Raw genomic sequence first — 23677 nt, 5'->3', positions numbered from 1 at the left:
TGGTTGGGCACGACGCGGCCGAGTACAGGTATGGGGAGGCCCTGACGGCCCAGTGGGCCTCGGCATACCGGCAGGCCCGGGCTCAGGTGCCCGAGCCTGCGGGTTTGGCACTGGCCGCCCTGCTGAGGCTGTTCTCCTGCTGCAGCCGCAAGGACGGCACGCCAGAGTGGGTGGCAGCGGCGCAGGGGGCAGCCGGGGGCGTAACGATGCAGATGCGGTAACCCGTCGTGTCATGACAACCCAGTGCCGGCGTCGAGTGCATAGCGCACGATGCGGCGCTGCTCCTCGGTCATGTGCGCGTCGAAGAGGGCGCAGGCGCTGCGGAACAGCTCGATCGCGGCGGCGGAGCTGCTGTGCGGGTCCTCGCCGCCCGCGGCGAGCGCCGCGCTCTGGGCATCGCGCCACGCGCCGAGGCGGTCGGCGAGCAGATGCCAGAGGTGGTTCTCGGAGGGGAAGAAGGTACGGGTGCCGCCCGCGACCACCGGCGCCAGGTGGACGGCGAGGATCGACGCCTGGACGCGGGCGTTGACCCAGTCCTCGCGCGCGATCGCCCGGTGCAGCTTCATGACCTCCTCCGCGTAGCCGTACACGGCCTGCGCCGCCCAGACCTCGGGTGCGGGATCGAGCAGGTCCCACGTCCACCGGCGGGCGTGGTCGACGAGTTCCCGGGCCCGCCCGTGGGGATCGTCGAGGATCAGCGCGTCGCGCCACGCGGGCACGACCTGGCCGCAGGAGTGGGGGTTCGCCATGTTCGCGAGGTGCTCGTCGGCGGTGGCGAAACTCCAGGACACCGGGCCGAGTCCGGTGAGGCGGAAGACGTAGCCGGGGCCGTTCCCCACACAGACGACGTCGATGTCCGACCAGGGCGTCGCGTCCCCCCGAGCGTGGCTTCCCACCAGCACCGCGGCCTCCGGTTGCGGGTCCCACTCCCGCAGCAGCGGCTTCAGTTCCCGGGCCCAGTCGACAGCGGTCACGCTTTCCTCCGTGGTGATGCTTGTGGTGGTGTTCATGGTCATGAGCGGTGGTCCGTCGCCGCGGCGATGTCGCGTGCGATAAGGGTGAGGGAGTCTCCGAGAAAGAGCAGGCCGACGTCGAAGTCTGCTGCCAGTTCTTCGACGAGCGCGAAGTAGACGCGCAGCATCTGGAGGGAGGTCGCGCCGAGTTCGAGCAGCGAGCGGTCGTGGTCGACCCGCGGGACGCCCAGTGCGCCGGAGACGATCCGGGCGAGCCGTTCCTCGACGGTCTCCGCGCTCCCTGCGGGGCCGCGGGCGCCGTCCAGCAGGGCGGGGAGCAGTTCCTTGCGTATCTTGCCGTTTCGCGTCCGGGGCAGGTCGTCGAGCAGGAGGACATGCGCCGGGGCGGCGTGTGCCGGCAGCTCCCTGGCGGCGAAGCGGCGGATCTCCTCGGGGTCCGCCCCCTCCCCCGCGGTGACGGCGACGGCGACTTCCTCGCCGAGCATTGCGTCGGGCCGGGCGAACGCGGCGGCCTCGCGTACGCCGGGGTGCCGTTCGACTGCGCGTTCGACGTCCGCGCAGGCGACTTTGCGGCCGCTGACGTTGACGAAGTCCTGTGCGCGGCCGACGAGATGGAGGCATCCTTCGTCGTCCAGGTGGCCGATGTCCGCCATCCGCACCCAGGAGCCGCGGAAGGTGTGCGCGGTGGCTTCGGGGTCGCCCTCGTAGTGGCGCTGCGGGATGCCCTGGGGCGGGCTGAGTTCCACCCGGCCGGTCCGTCCCGGGGGCAGGGGGTGGCCGAGGTCGTCGGTGATCCGTACCCGGGTGCCGGCGTTGGGACGGCCCACCGCATCCGGGGCAAGCCCGGGGTGCCAGGTGCAGCCTGTCCCGGCGAAGCCCGACTCGGTGCCCGCGTATTCGATCCGGATGGTGGCCTGAGGGAAGAGTCGGGCCACGCGTTCCAGTACGGGGGCGGGGCACCGCGCGGTGCCCATGGTGATGCGCTCCACGGTGCCCGTGTGGGCGGCCTCCTCCGGTGCGATGCCGCTGAGCAGGGCGGCCATCGCCGGCACCATGGATATCTCGTGGACGCCATGGCGCCGGACCGTGCCGACCAGGGACGCAGGAGTCAGCTCCGCCGCGGTGATCATGCGCACGCCGAGCAGCAGCGGGGCGAGCGCCACCCACTGCCCGGCCGCCGTCGAGGGTTGGAAGGCGTTCAGGTGGACGCTGCCAGAGGCCGGGTGGGTGTCGACCCCGGCGGCGGTCCGGGGGGCCCGCGCCATGAGGTCCGCGTAGGCGATGGCTACGCCTTTGGGGGTGCCGGTGGTTCCCGAGGTGAAGACCACGAGCGCGGTCGCCGTGCCTTCTGGTGCGGCGGCGGGCGGGTGGGCCCCGGGGCCGGTGCGCAGGTCGCCGGCGTCCAGCACGGGGAGGCCGGGCGGCCACCTGCGTCCGCTGGGCGCCTCGTGTTCGGTGGCCACCAGGCACTGGAGCGGGGTGAGGGCCTCGATGGTGTGCCGGGCGGCAGTGTCGTCGTCTGCGGGGAGCAGCACAGCCGCGGCGCCGAGCCTGTGTGTGGCGACGAGAGAGGCCGCGAAGTCCTGTGTCTGCCCCCGGGTAAAGGCGAGGCCGACGTGGGACCCCGCCGTGACACCCTGGCGCGCGAGTCCGGCCGCGACCGCCAGGGAGGCGCGGTGCCACGCACCGTAGGTGATATCGGACTCGGTGCCGTCCGGGGCGATGACGGTGTGCGCGATGCGGTCCGGGAAGCGTTCGGCCCACCAGGCGAGGACTTCGCTTGTGGTCACGGCCGTGGCTGGAGGGCTCGGTTCCTCAGAGCTGTGCGGGCGGGCCATCTCCGCCTCCTTCCGGGGTTGCCGGTTGGGGAATCGGTGCGTCGCGTTGCCAGTCCTCGCATCGTTCGAGGGCGGTGAAGCCCAACCGGTCGTTGATCGCGCGCATGGGGGTGTTCTGCGTCGCGTTGGTCGTCTCGACGGCGACGGTCGACGGTGCGTCGCGTTGGAGGCGGAGGAGGTTGACGGCTTTGAGCACGATGCCGAGGCCGTGTCCCCGGTGGCTCGGGAGGACGAGGGTGTCCCGCTGGAAGGCGTGGCCGCCTGGCCCGGCCGCCAGTATGGTGTGGCCCGCGGTCGAGCCGTCCGGGGCCAGCGCCATGCTCGTGACGACCGTCCGCCCCTGCCGTTCGTCCAGGCGTTCCTCGGCTCTGAGTCGGTCCACGTCCCACCGTTCGGCTTCCAGGGAGAGGGCGCCGGTGGGCGCTTCGCCTAGCAGCATGCCGCGCAGGGACGCGTAGCGCCGTGCGTAACGGTCTGGGCACCGGCCCGACCAGCTGACGATCCGGCAGTCTGCCGCGGCCGGTGTGGGTGCGGCGAGCCGCCGCAGGCGTCCTTCGTCGACCGGCAGCCGCAGTCGCTGGCGCAGCTCGGTGTTGCGGAGGGTGTAGCCGCGGGCGGCGGCGAACGCGGCGCCCGGCCCGCTCGGGCCGTTCAGTGGGAGGTCGAGGTGTGTCAGGAGACTGGTGCGCCCTTCGTGTGCGGCCGTCGCCGTGATCGCCCGGTGCAGGGCGTTGCCGATGCCCCTGCCGCGCAGTTCGGGCGGGACGGCCAGGCGGAAGGAGAGCAGGCGGGTGTTGTCCCGGGCTGGCAGTTCGAGGCGGGCGGCGCCGGCGGGCAGGCCGTCGGCGAGGGCGAGCAGGGCGTGAACGCGCGTGTGCTCGCGGGGCACCGACAGGTCGGCCGCCGTCTCGGCGAGGGTGTACGGGGGCGGGTCGTCCCGTCCTGCTCCCAAGCCCCGGGTGAGGGCGTCGAACCAGGAGGACACGGCTGCTCGGTCCGAGGGGGCGACGCTCACCACGGCGGGGCCCGCTCCGGGGTCGCGTGGGCCCGTCATGCCGCGTCCCGCGCGAGGAGCCTGGTCACCCAGGGATGGAGGTGTTCCTCGGTGTAGATTCGCTGGCTCCGCTCCAGCGGGTGGCCGTCGGGGCCGAGGTCGCCGAGTGCCTTGCCCACCGAGTAGAGGGACGGTCCTCCGTGGGGGAGGTGTTCGGCGCCGATCGTGCGTGCTGGCGCGGGCCCGCCGTCGTACTGGGGGAACTGGGCGAAGGTGGCCGGGTCGGGGTCGTAGGCCCACAGGAATCCGTAGCGGTATCCCTCCCGTGCGAGCCAGGCGTCGAGGAGGATGCGGTGCAGCAGGAATTCGGAACGGTCTCCCGCTTCGCTCTGGAGTTCGCGGTACCAGGTGCGCGAGAGCCGGTCGCGGCGGTCGATGTAGCTCGCGTGGATGCGCCGCCATCCGCTGTCCGGCAGGTCAGGCAGGCCTGCTCGGGGGTCGGGTCTGTCGGTCAAGATTTCGAAGCGGTTGATGCTCGTCCACATGCCCAGGAAGAGCACTTCCCCGGGTTGCAGGCCGTGTTGGCGCGTGATGCGTCCGAGGTGCTCGACGGTGACGCGCACCAGGCGGTGGTTGCTGCCGGCGCATGCGCCGAGGTTGACGGACGGGATGTCGAGTCGGCGGGCGAGCAGGGCGGCCCAGCTGTCCTCGGTACGGTCCCGCAGTTCGTCGCCGTAGGTCATGCTGCATCCGTTGACGACGAGCAGCCGGACGGGCGGGTGGGCGGGCGCGGTCACAGGACCTCGACTCCTGTGTCGGCCCGGAACGCGCGGGCGTCCTCCCAGGTGTTGACGAGGGGTTGCCCCTTGATGTTGAGGCTGGTGTTGAGGAGCATCGGGCATCCGGTGCGGCGGTGGAAGGCGGAGATGAGGTCGTAGAACTCCGGGTGCGTGGACCGGGAGACGGTCTGGACCCGGCTCGTTCCGTCGACGTGGGTGATGGCGGGGAGGAGGTCGGGCCGTTTGCAGCGCGCCACGAACTGCATCCAGGGCGAGCGCTTGACCGGCAGCTCGAAGTAGTCGTGTGCGTGCTCTTCCAGCACGGCGGGCGCGAACGGGCGGAAGGGCTCCCGGCCTTTGATCCGGTTGACCTTGTCCTGGACCTCTTCCCCGCGGGGGTCGCAGAGCAGTGAGCGGTTCCCCAGCGCGCGGGGTCCGAACTCGGCACGGCCGTTGGCGACGCCCACGACCTCGCCGTCGAGCAGTCTTTCCAGGATCGCGCGGTGCTCGTAGGGGCGGTCGATCGCCGTGCCGAGGTAGGGGCCGTCCCAGTGCAGCGGCCTGCCCAGGTGGGCGGCGGCGGCACCGATGCTGGATCCGGCGTCACCCGGGTTCGGGAAGATGGACACCTCGTCGAACCCGGCCTCACGGGCGATGCGGGAATTGGCGACACAGTTGAGGGCGACTCCGCCCATCAGGACGAGATTGCCGCTTCCCGTGGCGCGGCGGCCCCATCGGGCGATGTCGACCAGAACGTCTTCCGTCACCGCCTGGATGCTGGCGGCGAGGTCCTCGGGGCGGGCGTCGTGCAGCCAGTCGCCGATCCCGCGGTGGACGTTGTGCCGCAGCCGGTAGCCGCCGTCGGTGCGTTCGATCAGGTCGCGGTGGATCGCGTCGGCGTGGCGGGGTTCACCGAAGCCGGCCAGGCCCATAAGGATGAACTCCTCCTCGTTGGCCTTGAAGCCGCAGCGCCGGGTGAAGGCGCTGTAGAGCAGCCCCAGGCTGTGCGGGTAGCGGATCCTGCGGTGGTGGCGGTGGACACCTTGCCGGAAGGAGCCCACGGTCATGCAGTCCCATTCGCCGATGCCATCTACAGTGATGACGCACGCGTCGTCGAACCCGCTGGTCCAGTAGCCGGCTGCGGCGTGGGAGGCGTGGTGGCCGACTGTGTGGAAGCGGCAGTCCCGCAGGGCGTCGAAGCGGCGGAGGTAGCGCCGGGGCAAGTCCGCCGCGCTGAAAGCCAGGCCGTACTGACCGGCGCGCAGATGCCGCAGTTTCTTCACCAGCGGGCGTTCGTACCACACCACGTCTGAGGGCTGCCCGAACCGGAGGGCGTCCTCGATCAGGAGCGGGTTGAGTTCGGCGTCGTTCTTCCGGCGCGAGTAGCGCTCGGAGTGCGCGGCGAAGACGACCCTGTCGCCGTCCACCACCGCGAGCGCGGCGTCGTGGGAGAGCGCGGAGATTCCCCAGATGGTCATCGTCCTCTGCCCCTCACTTGTAGAGGAACGGGTCGCGCTGCTTGAGAGTGCGTCTCTTCCGGCGCCAGCGCACTTCCTCCCGGAGCCACGTCCACGGGTTCCTGAGCGTGATGTTGCGGACCGACGGCACTGCGGTCCACCTCTCTCATCGGCGCGGTGTATGGGCGGGGCGTGCTCTACGAGGTCCGGCTGTCCTGACTGCCGGACCGGGCGGCGCGGCGCGGCGTGTGGGCGCGGGACAGCTCCCCTGGCCCCGCTCCGGTGCGGGCGGCCGTGGTCAGGAGCCACTCCAGATCGTGCAGGAACCCGGCGGTGGTGCCGGGGGCGAGGAAGTCCCGGTGCGCCGTGACGGACAGCCGGACGCGCAGCCCGAGGTCGTGGACGTAGAGGAAGAAGTTGGCGCCCTTGGGGTCGGCCGGCGGCGGGAGGTCCCTGACGACGGTGGGCCCCGCCGGGGTGTCGTCGTCGTGCCGGGCGGGGGCGCTGCCGGGTGCCTGGTAGCCGGTCAAGTCGTTGACGAAGCAGTATCCGTCGCCGCGGAAGCCGCGTCTCGCAGTGGCCTCGCCCACGACGTCCTCCAGGGCGACGGGGTCGTACTCGGCGGCGGCGAGGGACTGGAGGGAGGCCGTGCGCACCCGGGTGAAGAAGTCCGCGAGGCTCTCGTCGCGCAGAGGTAGGCGGAGCAGCGCGTTCTGGTTGAGGGGGCCGACGAAGCGGGCGGTCCGCGTCGTGTAGCGGGTGGCGACGATGAGCCGGAGGCCGATCTCGCTCTCCCCTCGGTCGAGGCACAGGGCGAGGGCGGTGCCGGCCTGGACGACCATGGACGGGGTCACCTTGTGCTGGGCCGCCAGTTCGGCGACGGCGCTTCCCAGCGCGGCAGAGTCGATCTCGCTGCACACGAGGTCCCCCGTGCCGGGGGCCCTGGGTAAGCCTTCCAGCCACACCCGGGGCAGATCGCGTACCGCCGTGCTCCAGTGGGCGAGGGCCGCCCTTTCCCTGGCGCGGGCGGCGGGAGAGGCTTCGTGGCGGGCGCGGTCGACGGGCTGTTGTGCGAGGGGCGGGGGTTCGGCACCGGCCAGCAGGGTCGCGAGTTCCTCTCGGACGATCGCCATGCTCCAGCCGTCGACGGCGAGGTGGCTCACGACCAGCACGAGTTCGGCCGGCTCTCCGTCGCGGCACAGAACGGCGGCGCGGACGGGGAGTTCGTCGGGCGCGAAGGCGGGAGTGGCGAGTTCCGTCACCAGGCGGTGAAGATCGTCACCGCGCTCCTGGCGCGGGGCCCCGGGTGCCGTACCGCGGGTGTCCTGGCGCACGGTGAGCGGGATCGCACCCGATGGGGTGACGTCCTGGCGCGGTCCGTCCCCGTCGTCCCGCATGCGGGTGCGCAGCGACTCGTGGCGTTCGAGCAGCCGTGTCAGCGCCGTGGTGACCGCGGGGAGACCGGTACCGGCCGTGAGCGGGCAGACCTCGACCATGTTGAGGTCGCCGGCCCGTGCTCCCAGCCAGCGGACGACCTCCCAGATGGCGCGCTGTCCCCAGGTCAGGGGGGCGCTCAAGGGGCCGCGAGGGCCGTCGAATGTCACCCGCACGACGGTGTCCGGTGTCGTCGGTGCTTCCTGTACCGGGCCGGATCCGGGGGTGCCGCCGGGGAGTTCCGAAGCCCCGAGGTTTGCCTGTTCGTCATTCTCACGGTCTGCGAGCACAACTGCGATCATAGGTCAGTTATTTTTGCGATCAAGTCTTGTTCTTGCGTGGCAATCATGGTGTGGTTGCGCCTCGGTAGTGCCGTGCAACGAGCCGGGACCGGCTCGGCCTCAGGCGGCCCGTTCCTCGGGGGGACGTTGATGAGCACCGACAGCGCGTTACAGTCCGGGCGGACGACCGTCCTTGTCGAGGCCGACGGTCTGCGCAAGGTGCACGTCCCCCGGCGGGGCGGGGCGGCCGTCGAGGCCGTCGCCGGCGTCTCGTTCTCAGTGGCACGCGGCGAGGTCTTCGGGATGCTCGGGCCGAACGGCGCCGGCAAGTCGACCACCATGCGCATGGTGGCCGCCGTGTCCCCGGTCTCCGGGGGCAGGTTGCGAATCTTCGGTCTCGACCCCGAGCGCGGTGGTGCCCGGATCAGGGCCCGCATCGGTGTCGTCCCGCAGGACGACACCCTGGATATGGAGCTCACGGTCCGCGAGAACCTGCTCGTCTACGGGCGCTACTTCGGCCTGCGCCGCCAAGTCATCCGCGAACGTACCGACCACCTGCTGGAGTTCGCCCGGCTCACCGAGAAGGCCGGCGACCAGGTCGAGGCTCTCTCCGGGGGCATGCGGCGCCGGCTCACCATCGCACGGTCGCTGATCAACTCGCCCGAGATCCTCCTGCTCGACGAACCCACCACGGGTCTCGACCCGCAGGCCCGGCACATGCTGTGGGAACGACTCTTCCGCCTCAAACAGGAGGGCGTGACCCTGCTGCTGACCACCCACTACATGGACGAGGCCGAACAGCTCTGCGACCGCCTCGTGGTCATGGACCGGGGCCGGATCGTCGCCGAGGGGACACCCGCCGGGCTGATCCGTGCCCATGTCACGCGCGAGGTGCTGGAGATGCGCTTCCCCGTCGGTGAGCAGCCCTCGCCGGACGTTCTCGCCGACGGGGGCCGGCTGGAGGTACTGCCCGACCGCGTCCTCGTCTACGCCGAGGACGGGGAGACGGCGCTGGCGGCCGTGCACCGCCGCGGGGTGCGGCCCCTGACCGCTCTGGTGCGCCGGGCGGGGCTGGAGGACGTGTTCCTCAGCCTCACCGGCCGGACGCTGGTGGACTGATATGGCCGTCGCCCCGCCCGGTCGGCGTCTCGCGCGCGGTGCCGCCGCCCTGTCCGACAGCGCGGTCCGGGTGCCCGCGCTCGGCGCATTCGGCTACTGGATGCGGCGCTACCGGCGGACCTGGCGCGGCTCCGTGGTGATCAGCGTCGTGAATCCGCTGCTCTTCCTCGCGGCGCTCGGCGTCGGGCTCGGGCGCCTGGTCGACGCCCATCAGAGCGCCCATCTGTCCGGCGTCGCCTACGCGGACTTCCTGGCTCCGGGGCTGCTGGCCGCGTCCGCGATGCAGAACGCCTTCGTGGAGGCTACCTATCCGGTGCACGAGGCGACCCGCCCCCGGGGCGCCTACCCGGCGGCGGCTGCGACACCGCTGAGTCCCGGCGACATCCTAACCGGGCACCTGATGTTCATCGCCTTCCGGATCGCCGTCAGCGCCCTCGCCTTCGTGCTCGTGCTCCTCGCCTTCGGGGTGACCGGCCCAGCCACCGGGGCGCTGTTGCTCCCGTGCGTCCTGCTCGTCGGCATGGCGTTCGCAGCGCCGCTGTGCGCCTGGGCGGTGGGCGTCGAGCGGCCCAGCCGCCTCAACGGCGCGTACCGGTTCGTCGCCATGCCGCTCTACCTGTTCTCCGGCACCTTCTTCGCGGTCGGCCAGCTCCCCGGCTGGCTCCAGTGGGCGGTCACGCTCACTCCGCTCTACCACGGCACCGAGCTGGTACGCGGCGTCGCGCTCGGGACCGCTCCCGCGGGCCCGGCCGCCGCCCACGCCGGCTACCTCGCCGCCCTCGCCCTCGCGGGCACCGTCCTCGCCCACCGCGGCTACGCACGCCGCCTGCACCGCTGAAAGGAACACCGTGCCCGCCTGCCCCAGGGGGTGGCCCGCCCTGTCCGGACCCGTCGCGCTCGTGGAGCGCAGTCTGGTCGTCTACCGGCACAGCTGGCACTTGCTGCTCGCGGAGATCTTCGAGCCGGTGCTCTACCTGCTCTCACTCGGCGTGGGCATCGGAGCACTCGTCGGCGAGGTGCCGGGACTGCGGCCGGACCAGGGAGGCTACGCGGCGTTCGTCGCACCGGCGCTGCTCGCCACCGCCGCCATGAACGGCGCAATGGACGAGACAACGTTCAACCTTTACGCGAAGCTGCGGACTTTGCGGACGTACGACGCGATCCTCTCCACCCCGCTGTCCGTGCGCGACATCGCCTTCGGCGAGGTGCTGTGGGCACTGCTGCGCGGCACGGCGGTCACCGTGGTCTTCGCCGCCGCCCTCGCCGCCTTCGGCATGGTGACCTCGCCATGGGCCCTCCTCGTCCTCCCCGGGGCGCTACTCGTCGGCTTCGCCTTCGCGTCCCTCGGTCTGGCGGTGGTCACCTTCGTGCGGAGCTGGCATGACTTCCAGCTCGTCCAGCTCTTCATGCTGCCGATGTTCCTCTTCGCCACCACCTTCTACCCGCTCGGCGTCTACCCCCGGCCTGTGCAGATCGTCGTCGAATGCCTGCCGCTGTACCACGCCATCCAGCTCATCCGGCTGCCCGCCACAGGGGTCGTCGACGGCGGCGTCGCCGTCGCGGCGGGCTATCTGCTGATCCTCGGGACCCTCACTCTGGCCCTCGCCCTGCGACGGCTGCGCACGGCGCTGGTCCGATGACGCGCGCCGTCCGCACCGCCCCACCCGGTGGCCCCGGAATCCGCAAGGACGGAGGGCTCGCTTGAGCCGTGCCGGCCGCTGTGAAAGGAGAACCGACATGCGTGTGCCCTTCTCCCAGGTACGGGAGGAGAACCGTGAGCTCATGGACGAGCTGCTGCCCCGGCTCACGGAGGTCCTGGAATCCGGCGTCCTCGTCGGCGGCGACGAAGTGCCCCGCTTCGAGCGCGCGTTCGCCCGACTGCACGGGACCCGTGAGGCCGTCGCGGTCAACTCGGGCACCGACGCGCTCCGGCTGGCGCTGCGCGCCCTGGGCGTGCCGCGCGGCAGCGTCGGGATCACCGTGGCGAACACCTTCGTCGCCACCGTGGGCGCCCTCGTCTCGGAGGGTGTCCGCCCGCTGCTGGTCGACGTCGGCGCGGACGAGAACATCGATCCCGAGGCGGTCGCGGCGGCGGTCACCGAGGAGACCGGCGTGGTGGTTGCCGTCCATCTGCGGGGCCGGCCCGCACAGATGGACGTGCTGCGCGATCTGTGCGCCGAGCGCGGCGTCCCGCTGATCGAGGACTGCGCCCAGGCCGTCGGCGCTGTCTTCTCGGGCAGACCGGTCGGCGGTTTCGGAGCTGTCGGCTGCTTCAGCCTGCACCCGCTCAAGAACCTCGCGGCGTGCGGGGACGCCGGTGTCGTCGTCACCGACGACACCAAGCTCGCCGACAGACTGAGGCTGCTGCGCAACCACGGTCTCGCGGACCGGGACACGGTGGCCCTCTGGGGTGAGAACTCCCGGCTCGACCCCCTGCAGGCCGCCGCCCTCGACGTCAAACTCAGCAGGCTCGCCGGCTGGACAAAAAGCCGCAGGGAGCTCGCCGCCCTGTACGACGCCCGCCTGGCCGGCCTCCCGTTGGTCCTGCCGGCACATGGCCCGGACCGCACCCATGTCTACCACCGCTATGTCGTCCGTACTCCGTGGCGGGCCGAGCTGCGGGCCCATCTCGCCGCGGCCGGTGTCGAGACGGCGATTCACTACCCGGTCCCCGTGCACCGGCAGCCAGCGGCACGTACCGGAGGGGTCGCCGTCGCGGACGGCGGGCTGCCCGTCACGGAGCACCAGAGCGGGGAGATCCTCTCCCTCCCCCTCCATCCCCTGCTGACGGAGGAACAGATCGACTACGTGACCGACCGCATCACCGAATTTCATCACCGGCGCTCTCTTCGAGCGCATCGAGACGAAGTGGGGGCGTGACGACATGAGCACTGCGCACAGTCCGCTGAACGGGACGGCACCGCACCTGGTCGGCGGAGTCGCCGCAGGCTGGAACTCCCTGTCGGCCGTGGGGCCGGTCCGTGTCACCGGCGCGAGCGGCCCGTACATCCGCGACGACCAGGGGCGGGAGCTGCTCGACTTCATCATGGGGTGGGGCTCGTGCTTCCTCGGCCATGACGCGCCGCCGATCCGGGAGGCGCTGCAAAAGGCGCTCGCCGGCGGATTCCTGTACCAGTACGAGACAGCGACCCACGGCATGCTGGCGGAGGAGTTCTGCGCGGTCGTCCCCTGTGCGGACAAGCTGCGGCTCGCCAACTCCGGCCTCGAAGCGACCATGTACGCCCTGCGGATCGCCCGCGCCGTCACCGGCCGGCGCCTGGTGGTGAAGTTCGAAGGCCACTTCCACGGCCTGAATGACCAGCTCATGTGGAACGTCGACACCTCCGAGGGGCCGGCCGCCCCAGGCGAGAACGGCCTCCTGCAACGCCTGCCCGGCGCCCCCGGGCTGCCGGACGAATTCGGCGAACTGGTGCTGCCCCTGCCGTGGAACGCACCCGGCCTGGTGGACCAGGTCTTCGCAGAGCACGGGGACGACATCGCCGCGGTCATCCTCGAACCGGTGTGCCTCAACATCGGCTGCGTCGGGCCCGAGCCCGGATTCCTGGAGCACCTGCGCGCGGTCACCACCCGGCACGACGCCCTGCTGATCTTCGACGAGGTGCTCACCGGCTTCCGACTGGCCCTCGGCGGCGCCCAGGAGCGCTTCGGCGTGGTGCCCGACCTCGCCTGCTACGGCAAGGCCTTCGGCTGCGGCATGCCCATCGCGGGCATCGCAGGCCACGCCGACTTCATGGACGCCGTCGCACCGGTGGGCCAGGTCGAGGTGAGCGGGACAAACACGGGCCGCTACCTCTCCGTGGTCGGCGCCCTGGCCGCCCTGCGCGAGCTGTCCACCCCCGGCTTCTACGAGCACATCGAGCAGCTCAACGACTACCTGGTCACCGGCGTCCGCGAGGTGTTGGGGCAGCACAAAGTCCCCGCGTTCGTCTCCGGATTCGGCGGCCGAGTGGGCGCCCACATCGGATCGTCCGAACGGCCCCGCAACATGGCCGACGTCGCCCGCCTGTACAACCTGCCCTACGCAACCGAACTGTTCCGGCTGCTGTCGACCAAGTTCGACCTGTACGGCTTCCTGCTGCCGCTCTCCTTCTGCCCCGAGCCCGTGACCGTGTCCGCCGCGCACACCACCGGGCACATCGACGAGGCGCTCAGCCGGCTCGACGACGCGCTCACCGAACTGCCCTACAAGCCGCACGAGCCGGACGGCCCGCTGCTCGGGGGTGGCCGGGGATGGCGATGAGCCGCAGGGGCAAGGTGCTGCCCGCCGACCTGATCGCCGGGCTGCGCACCGAATGGGGACGCCGCGGAATGACGGTCGGACAGTGCCACGGCTGCTTCGACATCCTGCACGAGGGACACATCCACTATCTGCGGCAGGCCGCCGAACAGGTCGACGTGCTGCTCGTGTCCGTGACGGCAGCACGCCACGTCGGCAAGGGGCCCGGCAGACCGGTCTTCGGCGACCGCGCACGGCTCTCGGTGCTGGCGGCCCTCGACGCCGTCGACCACGTCGCCCTGAGCGACTTCCCGACCGCGGTCCCACTGATCGAACTCTGGCGCCCCGACTTCTACTTCAAGGGCGCCGACTACGCGGACGGCGAGGACCCGCGCGTCGCCGCCGAGCGCGACGCGCTGGAGGCCACGGGCGGAAAGTTTTTCACCACCGACGGCAGCATCTTCGACTCGTCCACCCGGGCTCTGCACGCATGGACCGCCCGATGAAGGACTCCTCCACGCCGCCCCCCTACGGTCTGCTGGTCCTCGACATCGACGGCACCCTCCTCGACACCCCGCACCTGCGGGCCTGGAACCAGGCGCTGCGGCAGGTGCTCGGCCCCGCCATCGACAACTGGACCCACGGCGGCCTCACGGCGTACGCCTACCAGCGCCATGTCGCGGGCCGCCCCCGCGACGCGGGCGCCCGTGCGGCATTCGCCTCCGTGGGCGTCGACCCAACCCCGGCACTCGTCGACCGGCTGGTCACGGTCAAACAGAGCGCCTTCCTCGCCCTGGCGGGCAGCACCCTGCTCTTCCCCGACGCGGCACGCCTGCTGGACCGGGCAGCCGAACGCGACATACCTCTCGCCTTCTGCACCGCGTCACGCAACGCCGGCACCCTGCTGCGCGGGCTCCTTGCCGGCCATCCCCGGGCGGCATGGCTGACCAGCCGGATCGACCGCAGCCTCGGCGCCGGCGGACCGCACCCGCCCGCCGACCGGGCGGAAGCAGTCCGCCGTGTCGTCCGTGTCTGGGAAACAGCCCCGGAGCGGACGCTGGTGGTGGACGACACCGAACACGGCGTCGCGGCAGGCCTCACGATCGGCGCCGACGCCCTGCTCATCGACCGGACAGCCCACCTGGCGCCCGAGGACACCGCGCCCCGGGTGTCCACCCTGGACGAAATCGACCTCGACGACTGGGCGGTACCCGCCGGCAAGGAGAGCACATGACGGACCCGACCGCTCCCCCCACCGTGCTCGTCACGGGAGGCGCCGGCTACATCGGCTCCGTCCTCGTGCGGCGCCTGCTCGCCGACGGCGCCCGGGTGCGGGCCATGGACACCCAGCTCTTCGGCGACGGCCTCGCCGGAGTCCGAGACCCGCGCCTCGAAGTCGTGACCACCGACGTACGCGACGCCGACGGCTTCCGCGACGCGGTACACGGCATCGATGTCGTCGTGCACCTGGCCGCGGTGGCCAACGACCCGAGCTTCGACCTCGACCCGGCGCTCGGCCGCGCCGTCAACCACGACTGCCTCGACCATGTCACCCGGCTGTCCGTCGAGGCCGGAGTGCGTCGCTTCGTGTACGCCTCATCGGCCAGCGTCTACGGCGTGTGCGACGCCCCCGAGGTCGATGAACTCCAGCCGCTGGCCCCTCTCACCGACTACAGCCGCTACAAGGCGCTCGGGGAAGACATCCTCTTCCCGCTGACCGGCAGCAACTTCGAAACGGTGGCCGTGCGGGCGGCCACCGTCTGCGGTGTCTCGCCACGCCAGCGCCTGGACCTGACGGTGAACCTGCTGACTGCCCAGGCCGTGAAGAAGCGGGCGGTGACCGTGTTCGGCGGGTCGCAGTACCGGCCCAACGTGCACATCGACGACCTCGTCGACGTGTACTGCCGCCTCGTCCTCGACCCGTCCCTCGGGCCGCTCAACGGCAGGCCCCTGAACGTGGGCAGGCAGAACATGACTGTCTCCGAGATCGCCGCCGCGGTGCGCGAACGTGTCTCCCGCCGACTCGGGGAACCGGTCGACGTGACCACCACGGCCACCGATGACCTGCGCTCCTACCGCCTCACAGCCACCAGGCTCACCCGGCTGCTGGGCATCCAGCCGCGCCGCGACGTCCCCCAGGCGGTGGACGAGGTGGCGGCCGCCCTGCTGGACGGATCCCTGCCCGACGCCTTGGGCGACGACCGCTACTACAACGTGCGCAGCATGAGCACCCGCGCCGCAAAGGACCACAGGTGAGCGACACCGGAATGACCCCTGCGGGCTGGCTGCTGCCCGTGACTGCCGCCGGCCCCCGGCAAGCGGCGTACGCCGAGGCGCTGCTGCACCTCGCCAACTCCCACCAGGGACTTCGCGTGCCGCTCGACGTCGACGACCCGCACAGCGAACCGGGTTTCTTCCTGCGCGACGTGTACGACGCTGGCGTCGGCGTCGACCGTGAGATCGTCAACCTCCCGCACCCCCTCGGACTGCGGGTGCGACAGGGGTACGAGCGCCTGCGCCCCGACTGCCCGGCCACACGGACACTGGACATGCGCGACGGGGTGGTCCGCTCGACCACCCCGCTGACCGGACCGGACGGCGACCGGGTGCTGCTGACCACCGTCACCGCGGTCCACGCAACCCGCCCCTCGGTCGGCGTCATGACGGGCACTCTGCGCGTCCCGGCGGGAGTCTCCTCCCTCGCGCTCGACGTGTTCTGGGACAACACCCGGGGCAACGCCTACCTCGGCGGTGCGGTGCCGGAACTCGCCATGGTCCACACCCTCGTGGACGGCGTCGCCCACCGGGGGGACGCCGTGGAACTCGACTGCCGGCTGACCGGCACCGGCGAGCGGCTTCTCCTCACCGCGGACACCCGCTGCGAGCGGGTGTCGCGCAGGATCCCGCTCACGGAGTTCCGCCGCTGGGGCCAGACCCTAGTCCTCGACACCCAGGCCCGGGGCGGCACCGCGGAGGTCCGCTTCGATCTCGTCTGGCAGGCTGGCCGCGCACAGGACGTGGCGGACGAGGTGCGGGGCGCGGGCGCGGACGAGCTTCTCGCGGAGCACCGGGCCGAGTGGCACCGCCGATGGCGGGCCCACGGGATCACCGTCGACGGCGACCCGGAGGTGCAGGAGGCCGTCCGGTACTGCCAGTTCCAGTTGCTGCAGCACGAACTGCCCGCCAGGACGTCCGCCGTCACACCGGCGCGCGGTCTCTCCGGCTGCTACCACTCAGGGGCGACGTTCTTCGACACCGAGCTCCACAAGGACGCGTTCTGGGCGTGGACGGTGCCCGAGGTCGCGCGCGCCCACCTCGTCTTCCGTCACGAACACCTCCCGGAGGCTCGGGAGTTCGCGCGGACGACCGGCTTCGCCGGGGCCCGGTTCCCCGAGGCGGCGAACGACGCCGGGCGGGAGAACGGCCCCCACCGCCTGCTCGACTATCCGGAGAACCGCGACATCACCGAGTGGAGCGTGCGCGAGGTGCTCCACAACTCGGCGGACGTGGCCTACGCCGTCCACCGGTACCACCGGGTGACCGGTGACACCGGCTTCCTCACGGCCAGGGGCGCGGAACTCGTCCTGGAGACGGCCCGCTTCGCGGCATCCGTTTTCACCTGGGACGACGCGACTGGGGCCCATGTTGTGCGCTCCGTGATGGGCCCCGACGAATACCATTACCACGTCGACAACAACCACTTCACCAACGTGATGCTGCGCTGGAACCTCGTCTACGCGCTCGCGCTGCTGGACGGCACAGAGGGCCTGCCGGCCCCGGAGGCGGCGGCGGTGGCCAGGCGCCTCGGGATCACCCAGGAGGAGAGGAGGCACTGGAGCAGAATCGCCCGCAGCGTCCTGATCCCCGAGCCGCTGGACGGCGAGGTCCCGGCACAGCACGAGGGATACGCGGCCCTCCCGGACTGCCCGCCGCGGGCCCCCGGCCACGGACCCTCGGCCCGGCTCAGCGAGGAGGAGCGGGCGCTCGCCGACGATCTGCAGCCGTTCCCCACCAGGCTGGTGAAGCAGGCGGACATCCTGCTCCTGGCTCATCTGCTGCCCGACGTGTTCGACCCGGCCACCCTGGCCCGTGCCTACGACTACTACGAACCACGGACGGCGCACGAGTCCTCGCTCAGCGCCGCACCGCACGGAGTCGTCGCGGCACGGCTCGGGCGCGCTGACGCAGCGCTGGCCTTCCTGTCACGGGCCGCACGGTACAACCTCGACTACACGCCCCGAGAGGACTACCGCAACGGACTGCATCTGTCGGCCTACGCCGGCGCCTGGCAGATCCTGGTGGAGGGCTTCCTCGGCGCGACTCCGGTCGACAAAGACACACTCGCGCTCGCCCCGCGCCTGCCACCCGCATGGCGGGAACTCACCGTGCCCCTCGCCTACCAGGGGCGGCGCCTCATCGTCTGCCTGCGCCGCGACGGCCCGTCAGTCCGCCTGCTGTCCGGAACGAAACTGCGCGTGCGGGTGGACGACGCCTGACAAGCCGAACATATGGGCCGTTCTGTCCGACTGAGCGGGGCCGCCGTCGCCGCCCGCGGCGGGTCAGGTAGTGGCGGGTGCGCGGCGTGGGGTGATGCGGGTGGCGAGCGTCAGCGTGCACAGCGCGGCCGCCACAAGGGGGACGGTGAATTCGCCTCCGAGGGGGCCGGCGAGCGCGGTTCCCGCGGCCAGGCCCAGGCGCATGGCGCTGGAGAGCCAGCCCACCGCTTCCGTGGAGGTGCCGGGGGGAGCCAACGTGGTGAGCGTGATGCTGGCGACGGTGAGGACCGGTACGAACAGGGCTCCGGGCAGCAGTGCGGCCACCAGAAGCAAGGGGGCGGGCAGCGGGGCGAGCAGCGGGAGCCAGCACAGCGCGTACAGGGCAGCGAGTTGGGCAAGGTGGCGGGGACGGGGCGCGTTGGCCGGCTGGAAGCGAAGGAACAGTGCACCCCCGATGACTCCGGCGGTGGAGAAGACCGCGGGCAGGGCGCCTGCCAACCAGGGAGCGTCGTGTGTCTCGGCGGCGGCGATTCCGGCGACGTCGAGCGCGCCGACGGTGGCGCCGAGGAAGACCAGCGCGGCGAGCAGCGGGCGCATGGCGGGTGGTCGCAGTGCGCCGAGCGGGTCGGGTGTGCGGGGCGCGGCGCGCCAGGTGCGGGTGGGGCGGACGGTGGCGAAGGCGAGGGATCCGGCGAGGGTGGCTGCGGCAGCCAGGGCGATGGCGGCGGCCGGGGAAAGCCAGCTGGCGAGGGCGATGGTGAGGGCGGGGCCGGTGACGTAGACGATCTGCTGCGCTGAAGAGTCCAGGGTGTAGGCGGCGCGGACGTGTGTGTCGTCGGGCAGTACGGTCGGCCAGAGGGAGCGCAGGCCGCCTTCGAGAGGTGGGCAGGCGGCGCCGGCCAGCAGGACGCACGCAGCGGCCAGGGGGATGTGGGTCGTTCCCGCGAGGGCAAGGATGCCCAGAGCGGTGGCGACGACGGCCGCTCCGAGGCAGATGGGTGGGGTCAGGCCGCGGTGATCGGCCAGGCGGCCCAGCAGCGGCAGGCCGAGTGCCGGGGACAGGCCGTAGAGAGCGGCCAGAAGGCTGGCGGTGGCCAGGGAGTGGCCGTCGGCCTTCGCGGCGAGGATGAGGGCGACGGGCATCATGCCCAGGGCCAGGCGGCCGATCACGGAGGCGAACAGCAGGCGGCCGCAGTATCGGTGCCGCACAACGGTGCGAAACGACGGAGGAGTATGGGGGCCGGCGGGCTTGTCGTCCGGCGGATGGGGTGCGGGGGGTCTCGGTGCCTGTGTTGGGCGGGGGATGTCGTGGACTTGCGCGTGGGCCATCGGTTGCCTTGCTCCTGTGCGTGGGCCGGTTGGGGGATGTCACCCGCACTCCGGGAGCTCCCGGCTTGCACTCGGGGTGCGGGTGGCGGCAGCGGAGGCGGGGGCTTGTCCGCTGCGTCGGCAAGCCCAACAGGGCTGCGGCCGGGTTACCCCACTGTTTCCGGGCGGGCGGCAGCGGTGCCGGTGTCCCGGTGCTCGGCGCGGCGATCGGGCTGAGCGGTCCGCCACACGGCGCCTTCGAGGGGCGAGGAGGCCGCGGGGAAGCAGGCTCGTGTACGTCTGGTGCCGGGGGTTGTTCGGGCTGTGTCAGCCGCAGTGCTTGCTGGTGTACCTGCTCCAGGCGCTCGAGGAGTCCCAGGTGGCGTTGTAGGTGAAGCCGCCCTCGAAGCTGATGCAGGCGTTGCGGGCGGAGACGTAGACGGGCCCTGCGTACTGGGTGAAGTTGGCCTGGTAGCCGTCGAGCCCGGCCCAGCCGGATCCGGTCTTGCCGATCTTGACCTTGATCCCGCGGGCCAGGTGCACCCCGTCGACGGGCCTGGCAATGGCGCAGTTCTTGCCGGTGGCGCCGGAGTAGTAGACGTCGATGTACCCCTTGGTCTTGCCGGCGTCGCTGGTCCAGTACTGGGCCTGGATCGGCCACGACTTCAAGAGCGCGTAGCTGGAACCGCAGGCGTTGATCCGTGGCGTCGCGGTGGCTTCCGTCGCAGTGGCGGCGACGGCAGCGCCGGCGAGCAGGGCCAGCGACATCGCCGTGAGAGCTGTGCTGCGCAGAGTTGTCATTCGCTTCAGTTCCTTGATCGAAACGGGCCGGGGGCCGGTTGGGAGGGGGCCGCCCGCACGCCGGGGGCTCATGGTTGGCGCGCGGCGTGCGGGCGGCGACAGCGGGGGGCTCATCCGCTGTGTTGGCAAGCCCAACAGGGCCGGGAGCGCGCTTCAAAGGCCCTTCCCTGCGGGCGGGCGGGCGTGTGGGCGCGTCCCAGCGTGTGGTGCGGCAACCGGGCCCGCCGGTCCGCCACGTGACCCCCGCAGGCGCGGGCGAGGCCGCGCTCGGGGCCCGGCTTCTGGCATGAGGAAGCTGCAGTATGCGGCGGTGCAGCACTTGCTGAGGATGCCGGGCTTACGTGATGTGCCGGGCGTTGTGTTGCTGGCGGTTGAGGGACTCGGCCCGGTCGTGCGCAGAGGCGCAGTGACGTGAGGAAGGTGGTTGGTCGAGTCGCGTTGCCGGGACTCGGCTGCGATCTGCTTGGCCCGGTCCATGAAACGGCTGAGCCATGGTGGGCCGGGTGCCGGTGGCGGGGGGCGAGGGTGCTGCGCGGATGAGGGCCGAGGTCTAGAGGAGGGGGTGTGGAATCCCGCCGCTGACTCTGCCGTTCTGGTCCAGGGCCGCACCGGCCGCAATGATCGCTGGCCAGTGGCGGTCGCGCAGGGCCGGGGCGGCAGTTCGCGCCTGCCGGAGCTGCTCGCCAGCCGCTCCCGTTTCATCGAGTGCGGCGTCGTCGTGACCCGCGAGGGCGGCCACGGCGGGGTCTCTGCCAGTACTCCGAACGCCTTGAAGGCGTGAAGTAGCTGGTGAGGCGGTAGAGCCACTCTCGCGGCTTCACCGCCCTCACACGCGGGGCGCTAGGCGGTTGCGTTTGATGCAACCGGCCGCCGAGTCGAGGGGCTTGTCGCGGCGATTGCTATCGTGGCATGCTTCGATCCATGATCAAGAGAATTGAGTCCTCCGTCCGCCGATGAGCGAGACGACCGGGACAGGACTGCCCGGGTCGCCGACGTCGCTGTTCGATCACGCACTCCAGCTACATCAGTTGGCTCCAGGGGAGCCGCTTCCGCGCGACGGGGAACCATATCCCGACGACGAGTTGCACCGTCATCGGCGAAGCCCGAAGGCACCTGAGGACCGGCCCTCGGCCGGCAAGGACGTTGCCCTCGTCCTGGACACGCATTTCGCCAAGGTTTCGGCCCTGCCCAGCGAATTGGCCGATGCCTTCCACGACGTCTACGTCCCGATTCACCAAAACAGGCACATCGCTGCCGCGGCTGAGCGGGCGGGCAGAGACCGCGTTCGCCAAACGGGCCGCTGGTTGGTCCGATACGGGACCGATCGATGCGCGGTCACCGTTGGACTTGCCCTGCTGGCTGCCGTGGGCACAGCCGAAGACATCCCGCTGATTCGAACGATCGGGCTGCTTTCCAACCGCTTCGGGCCACTTGCGGCGCACGCATTCGAGCAGCAGACAGGGGGAGTCGAGGCCCTGCTCTGGTTGGCCGAGCGCGTCACCGGCTGGGGGCGCGTCTATGTAGTTGACGCACTCTGCAGACTCAACAACCCGATTGCCCGACCTTGGCTGCTTCGCAGAGCCTGTGACGGCGATTTCCTTAATGCATACTTCGCCGGCAGCGTCGCAACAGTCGCCAAACTCCATGAGGCACTGGCAGACCTCGACACTGACAGCGAGATGGTCGACCACGTCGGTCGTCTACTCCATCAGATGTGTGACTGCGGGGGGATGGGACTCACCCTCGCTGACTACCCCCATTCGGGAGCGGTCCTGGAAGCTCATGCTCGCCATGTGGGACTGCTCAGCCCGACGATCGAGCGCTATTTCACGATCGCGGTGCTCGCCCAGCACCTGACTACAGAGCCTCCCGAGGCTGCGGGATGCACTGCGGCGCAGCAGGAAGCGCTCCGGGCGACCTACCTTGAGGTGCTCGACCGAGAAGAGTGGGCCCAGGCCGCACGCGCCGGGCTGGCGACGGATGACAACCGGATGCGATGGCTCGCCGATCACCGGGCGCCCCCGTTGAGACTGCGTGCGTTTCCCGATCGTGGGTCCAATGCCGAGGAATAGCGCCCGCCGGGAATAGCTGGTCTCCGCCAGCAAACAGCGTCCAAGATCGTCGCGTGGTCGATGTGCTCCCACCCGTGAAGCCGGGCCGCTGGCCGCCTGGCTGGGGACCGCCCTCCCGGCGTGGAGATCATCTGCCGAGGCCGGGCGGGCGCCTTCGGCGTTGGCGCCCGCCGCTTCGCCCGGCAACTACCTGCTCACAGCCGAGCGCGCCAGGGGAAGGTCCACCAACTCTACTTGCGCACAGATGGACCGCGAACGCGCCGGGCCGGCCAGAGCCGTACGCTCAGTGGCCAGCTGCGGTGCTCAGTCAAATCACAATAGGGGAAACGTGATGGTCCTGCAGCACTGGCCCCGCAAGACCCTCTTGCCAATGTCATCGCCCCTGGCCTGCTCAGCTATGTTCGTCAAGCACGATCTGCCCTCCGCAAATAGCCCTGCCGCCGAGCAATCGGCGTGCAAGGATCTCGCCCATGACGACCAAGCCCACTCTGACGGATCACCGCCCTCCATGGGGCGTGTTCACCTCCCCAGCCGACCCATGGCTGGCGTCGGAAACGGCCATGTTCGTGCAGCGAAAGGGCCTTGACCCCGGATGTTGAACACACGAGACACTGGATCCTGAGGATCTGAGAACGGACATCTCGTGGTCATGAAGAACTACCCGCCGCAGTTCAAGGCGGACGCGGTCGCGCTGTACGAGTCGCGGCCGGAAGCGACGATCAGGTCGGTCGCCGCCGATCTGGGGATCAATCCGGAGACCCTGCGGAACTGGGTGAGGGCCGCCGGCGTGAGTCGTCCCCGGGGCCGGCGGACGCAGGACCCCTCTCAGCCGCCGGCCCCGCTGGAGGCGGAGAACGCCGCTTTGCGGAAGAAGGTCCGTGAGCTGGAGGAGGAACGCGAGATCCTGCGCAAAGCGGCGAAGTATTTCGCCGGGGAGACGCGCTGGTGAACCGCTTCCAGTGTGTCGCCGACCTCCAGCGCCGTCACGGCGTGAAGCGGCTGTGCAGCATCCTCGGCGTCAGCCGCTCGAGCTTCTACTACTGGCGCCGGACAGCCGCTGACCGCGCCGCCCGGCAATCAGCCGACGCCCGCCTGGCGACCCGGATACGGGCGGTGCACCAGGAATCGGACGGCACTTACGGAGTCCCGAGGATCACTGCCGAGCTTCGCGAGAAGAACGGTGAGGTGGTCAACCACAAGCGGGTCGCCAGGATCATGAGGGCGTCCGGGATCGAGGGGGTCCGGTTGCGTCGCCGGCACCGCACTACCGTCCCAGACCCGGCCGCGGCCAAGGCCCCGGACCTGATCGGCCGCGACTTCACCGCGGACAAACCGAACACGAAGTACGTCGGCGACATCACTTACCTGCCCATCGAGGGCGGGAAGTTCTGCTACCTGGCGACCGTCATAGACCTTGCCTCACGACGCCTGGCGGGCTGGGCGATCGCCGACCACATGCGCGCGGACCTCGTCACCGACGCCCTGGCCGCGGCGATCCGCACCCGCGGCAGCCTCGCCGGATCGATCATGCACACCGACCACGGAGCCCAGTACACGAGCAGAATTTTCGCTGAAGCATGCAGGTCAGCAGGGGCGCGGCGAAGCATGAGCGCGGTCGGGTCCAGCGCGGACAATGCACTCGCCGAGTCCTTCAACGCCACCTTCAAACGCGAGACCCTGCAGGGACGGAAAGGCTGGTCCACCGAGCGCGAGGCCCGGCTCGACGCCTTCCGATGGCTCCACCGCTACAACACCCGACGCCGACATTCCTACCTCGGGCAACGATCACCGATCGCCTTCGAGGAAGCTCTCCAGCTCACACCAACTACGCTGGCCCAAGCCGCATAACCCGTGTTCAGGATTCGGGGTCAAGGCCCAAACGGTCTG

20 protein-coding genes are annotated in these 23677 nt (G+C 70.9%); 12 read left to right on the top strand and 8 right to left on the bottom strand.

The features are described 5' to 3' along the window. Positions 1-230: 230 nt before the first annotated feature. From JE024_RS37010 to JE024_RS36985, 6 genes are all read right to left on the bottom strand, one after another. Positions 231-1016, bottom strand: a complete 786-nt coding sequence (locus tag JE024_RS37010) for a nucleotidyltransferase domain-containing protein (RefSeq protein ID WP_205378209.1) — start codon at positions 1014-1016, stop codon at positions 231-233. Then, a complete protein-coding gene (locus JE024_RS37005) occupies positions 1013-2764 on the bottom strand; it encodes an AMP-binding protein (RefSeq protein WP_205378208.1) in 1752 nt (583 codons plus the stop codon). The genes JE024_RS37010 and JE024_RS37005 overlap by 4 nt, the downstream gene beginning before the upstream one ends. Before the next feature lie 25 nt (positions 2765-2789). After that, positions 2790-3866 (bottom strand): GNAT family N-acetyltransferase, encoded by a 1077-nt coding sequence (locus JE024_RS37000; RefSeq protein ID WP_205378207.1) that lies wholly within the window; start codon positions 3864-3866, stop codon positions 2790-2792. After that, complete coding sequence (locus JE024_RS36995; RefSeq protein WP_205378206.1) at positions 3863-4603, bottom strand: DUF6071 family protein; 741 nt, start codon at positions 4601-4603, stop codon at positions 3863-3865. The genes JE024_RS37000 and JE024_RS36995 overlap by 4 nt, the downstream gene beginning before the upstream one ends. Then, entirely contained in the window at positions 4600-6063 is a 1464-nt protein-coding gene (locus tag JE024_RS36990) for a carbamoyltransferase family protein (protein ID WP_205378205.1), read from the bottom strand. Before JE024_RS36990 ends, JE024_RS36995 begins: the two co-directional genes overlap by 4 nt. A gap of 176 nt (positions 6064-6239) precedes the next feature. Beyond that, positions 6240-7646: a condensation domain-containing protein gene (locus JE024_RS36985; protein ID WP_205378204.1), complete on the bottom strand. Its 1407-nt coding sequence runs from the start codon at positions 7644-7646 to the stop codon at positions 6240-6242. Positions 7647-7907: 261 nt separating this feature from the next. Here JE024_RS36985 and JE024_RS36980 point away from each other — a divergent pair, with 261 nt between their 5' ends. From JE024_RS36980 to JE024_RS36940, 9 genes are all read left to right on the top strand, one after another. Continuing rightward, positions 7908-8876: an ABC transporter ATP-binding protein gene (locus tag JE024_RS36980; protein ID WP_205378203.1), complete on the top strand. Its 969-nt coding sequence runs from the start codon at positions 7908-7910 to the stop codon at positions 8874-8876. A 1-nt stretch (position 8877) separates the two neighbouring features. Beyond that, entirely contained in the window at positions 8878-9714 is an 837-nt protein-coding gene (locus JE024_RS36975) for an ABC transporter permease (protein ID WP_205378202.1), read from the top strand. A 10-nt stretch (positions 9715-9724) separates the two neighbouring features. Next, entirely contained in the window at positions 9725-10516 is a 792-nt protein-coding gene (locus JE024_RS36970; RefSeq protein ID WP_244883512.1) for an ABC transporter permease, read from the top strand. A 97-nt stretch (positions 10517-10613) separates the two neighbouring features. Further along, positions 10614-11756 (top strand): DegT/DnrJ/EryC1/StrS family aminotransferase, encoded by a 1143-nt coding sequence (locus tag JE024_RS36965; protein ID WP_205378201.1) that lies wholly within the window; start codon positions 10614-10616, stop codon positions 11754-11756. Positions 11757-11760: 4 nt separating this feature from the next. Next, positions 11761-13137, top strand: a complete 1377-nt coding sequence (locus JE024_RS36960; RefSeq protein ID WP_205378200.1) for an aspartate aminotransferase family protein — start codon at positions 11761-11763, stop codon at positions 13135-13137. Then, a complete protein-coding gene (locus tag JE024_RS36955) occupies positions 13134-13619 on the top strand; it encodes an adenylyltransferase/cytidyltransferase family protein (RefSeq protein WP_205378199.1) in 486 nt (161 codons plus the stop codon). Before JE024_RS36960 ends, JE024_RS36955 begins: the two co-directional genes overlap by 4 nt. After that, positions 13616-14347 (top strand): HAD family hydrolase, encoded by a 732-nt coding sequence (locus JE024_RS36950; RefSeq protein WP_205378198.1) that lies wholly within the window; start codon positions 13616-13618, stop codon positions 14345-14347. The genes JE024_RS36955 and JE024_RS36950 overlap by 4 nt, the downstream gene beginning before the upstream one ends. Next, complete coding sequence (locus tag JE024_RS36945) at positions 14344-15369, top strand: NAD-dependent epimerase/dehydratase family protein (RefSeq protein ID WP_205378197.1); 1026 nt, start codon at positions 14344-14346, stop codon at positions 15367-15369. The genes JE024_RS36950 and JE024_RS36945 overlap by 4 nt, the downstream gene beginning before the upstream one ends. Continuing rightward, positions 15366-17609 carry a glycosyl hydrolase family 65 domain-containing protein gene (locus JE024_RS36940; protein WP_205378196.1) on the top strand — a complete coding sequence of 748 codons (2244 nt, stop codon included), beginning with the start codon at positions 15366-15368 and terminating at the stop codon, positions 17607-17609. Before JE024_RS36945 ends, JE024_RS36940 begins: the two co-directional genes overlap by 4 nt. Positions 17610-17672: 63 nt before the next feature. On the opposite strand, the gene JE024_RS36935 is transcribed toward JE024_RS36940, so the two are convergent. Both JE024_RS36935 and JE024_RS36930 read right to left on the bottom strand, forming a co-directional pair. After that, on the bottom strand, positions 17673-18818 hold the full coding sequence (locus tag JE024_RS36935; RefSeq protein ID WP_244883511.1) for an MFS transporter: 1146 nt from the start codon (positions 18816-18818) through the stop codon (positions 17673-17675). Positions 18819-19244: 426 nt separating this feature from the next. Beyond that, positions 19245-19718: a hypothetical protein gene (locus tag JE024_RS36930; protein ID WP_205378194.1), complete on the bottom strand. Its 474-nt coding sequence runs from the start codon at positions 19716-19718 to the stop codon at positions 19245-19247. A 631-nt stretch (positions 19719-20349) separates the two neighbouring features. Here JE024_RS36930 and JE024_RS36925 point away from each other — a divergent pair. From JE024_RS36925 to JE024_RS36915, 3 genes are all read left to right on the top strand, one after another. Then, positions 20350-20499: a hypothetical protein gene (locus JE024_RS36925; RefSeq protein WP_205378193.1), complete on the top strand. Its 150-nt coding sequence runs from the start codon at positions 20350-20352 to the stop codon at positions 20497-20499. 172 nt (positions 20500-20671) lie between these two features. Next, a complete protein-coding gene (locus tag JE024_RS36920; protein ID WP_205378192.1) occupies positions 20672-21790 on the top strand; it encodes a hypothetical protein in 1119 nt (372 codons plus the stop codon). A gap of 643 nt (positions 21791-22433) precedes the next feature. Next, positions 22434-23638, top strand: a protein-coding gene (locus JE024_RS36915; protein ID WP_205378191.1) for an IS3 family transposase whose coding sequence is annotated in 2 segments (ribosomal slippage) — positions 22434-22725 and positions 22725-23638 — 1206 coding nt in all. Because the reading frame shifts where the segments join, the coding sequence is not laid out codon by codon here. The last annotated feature ends 39 nt before the right edge of the window (positions 23639-23677 follow it).

It is taken from the genome of Streptomyces zhihengii (genome assembly GCF_016919245.1).
Lineage (GTDB): Bacteria > Actinomycetota > Actinomycetes > Streptomycetales > Streptomycetaceae > Streptomyces > Streptomyces zhihengii.
Note: the sequence above shows the minus strand (reverse complement) of the source record. Positions and strands in the feature narration are given on the sequence as shown.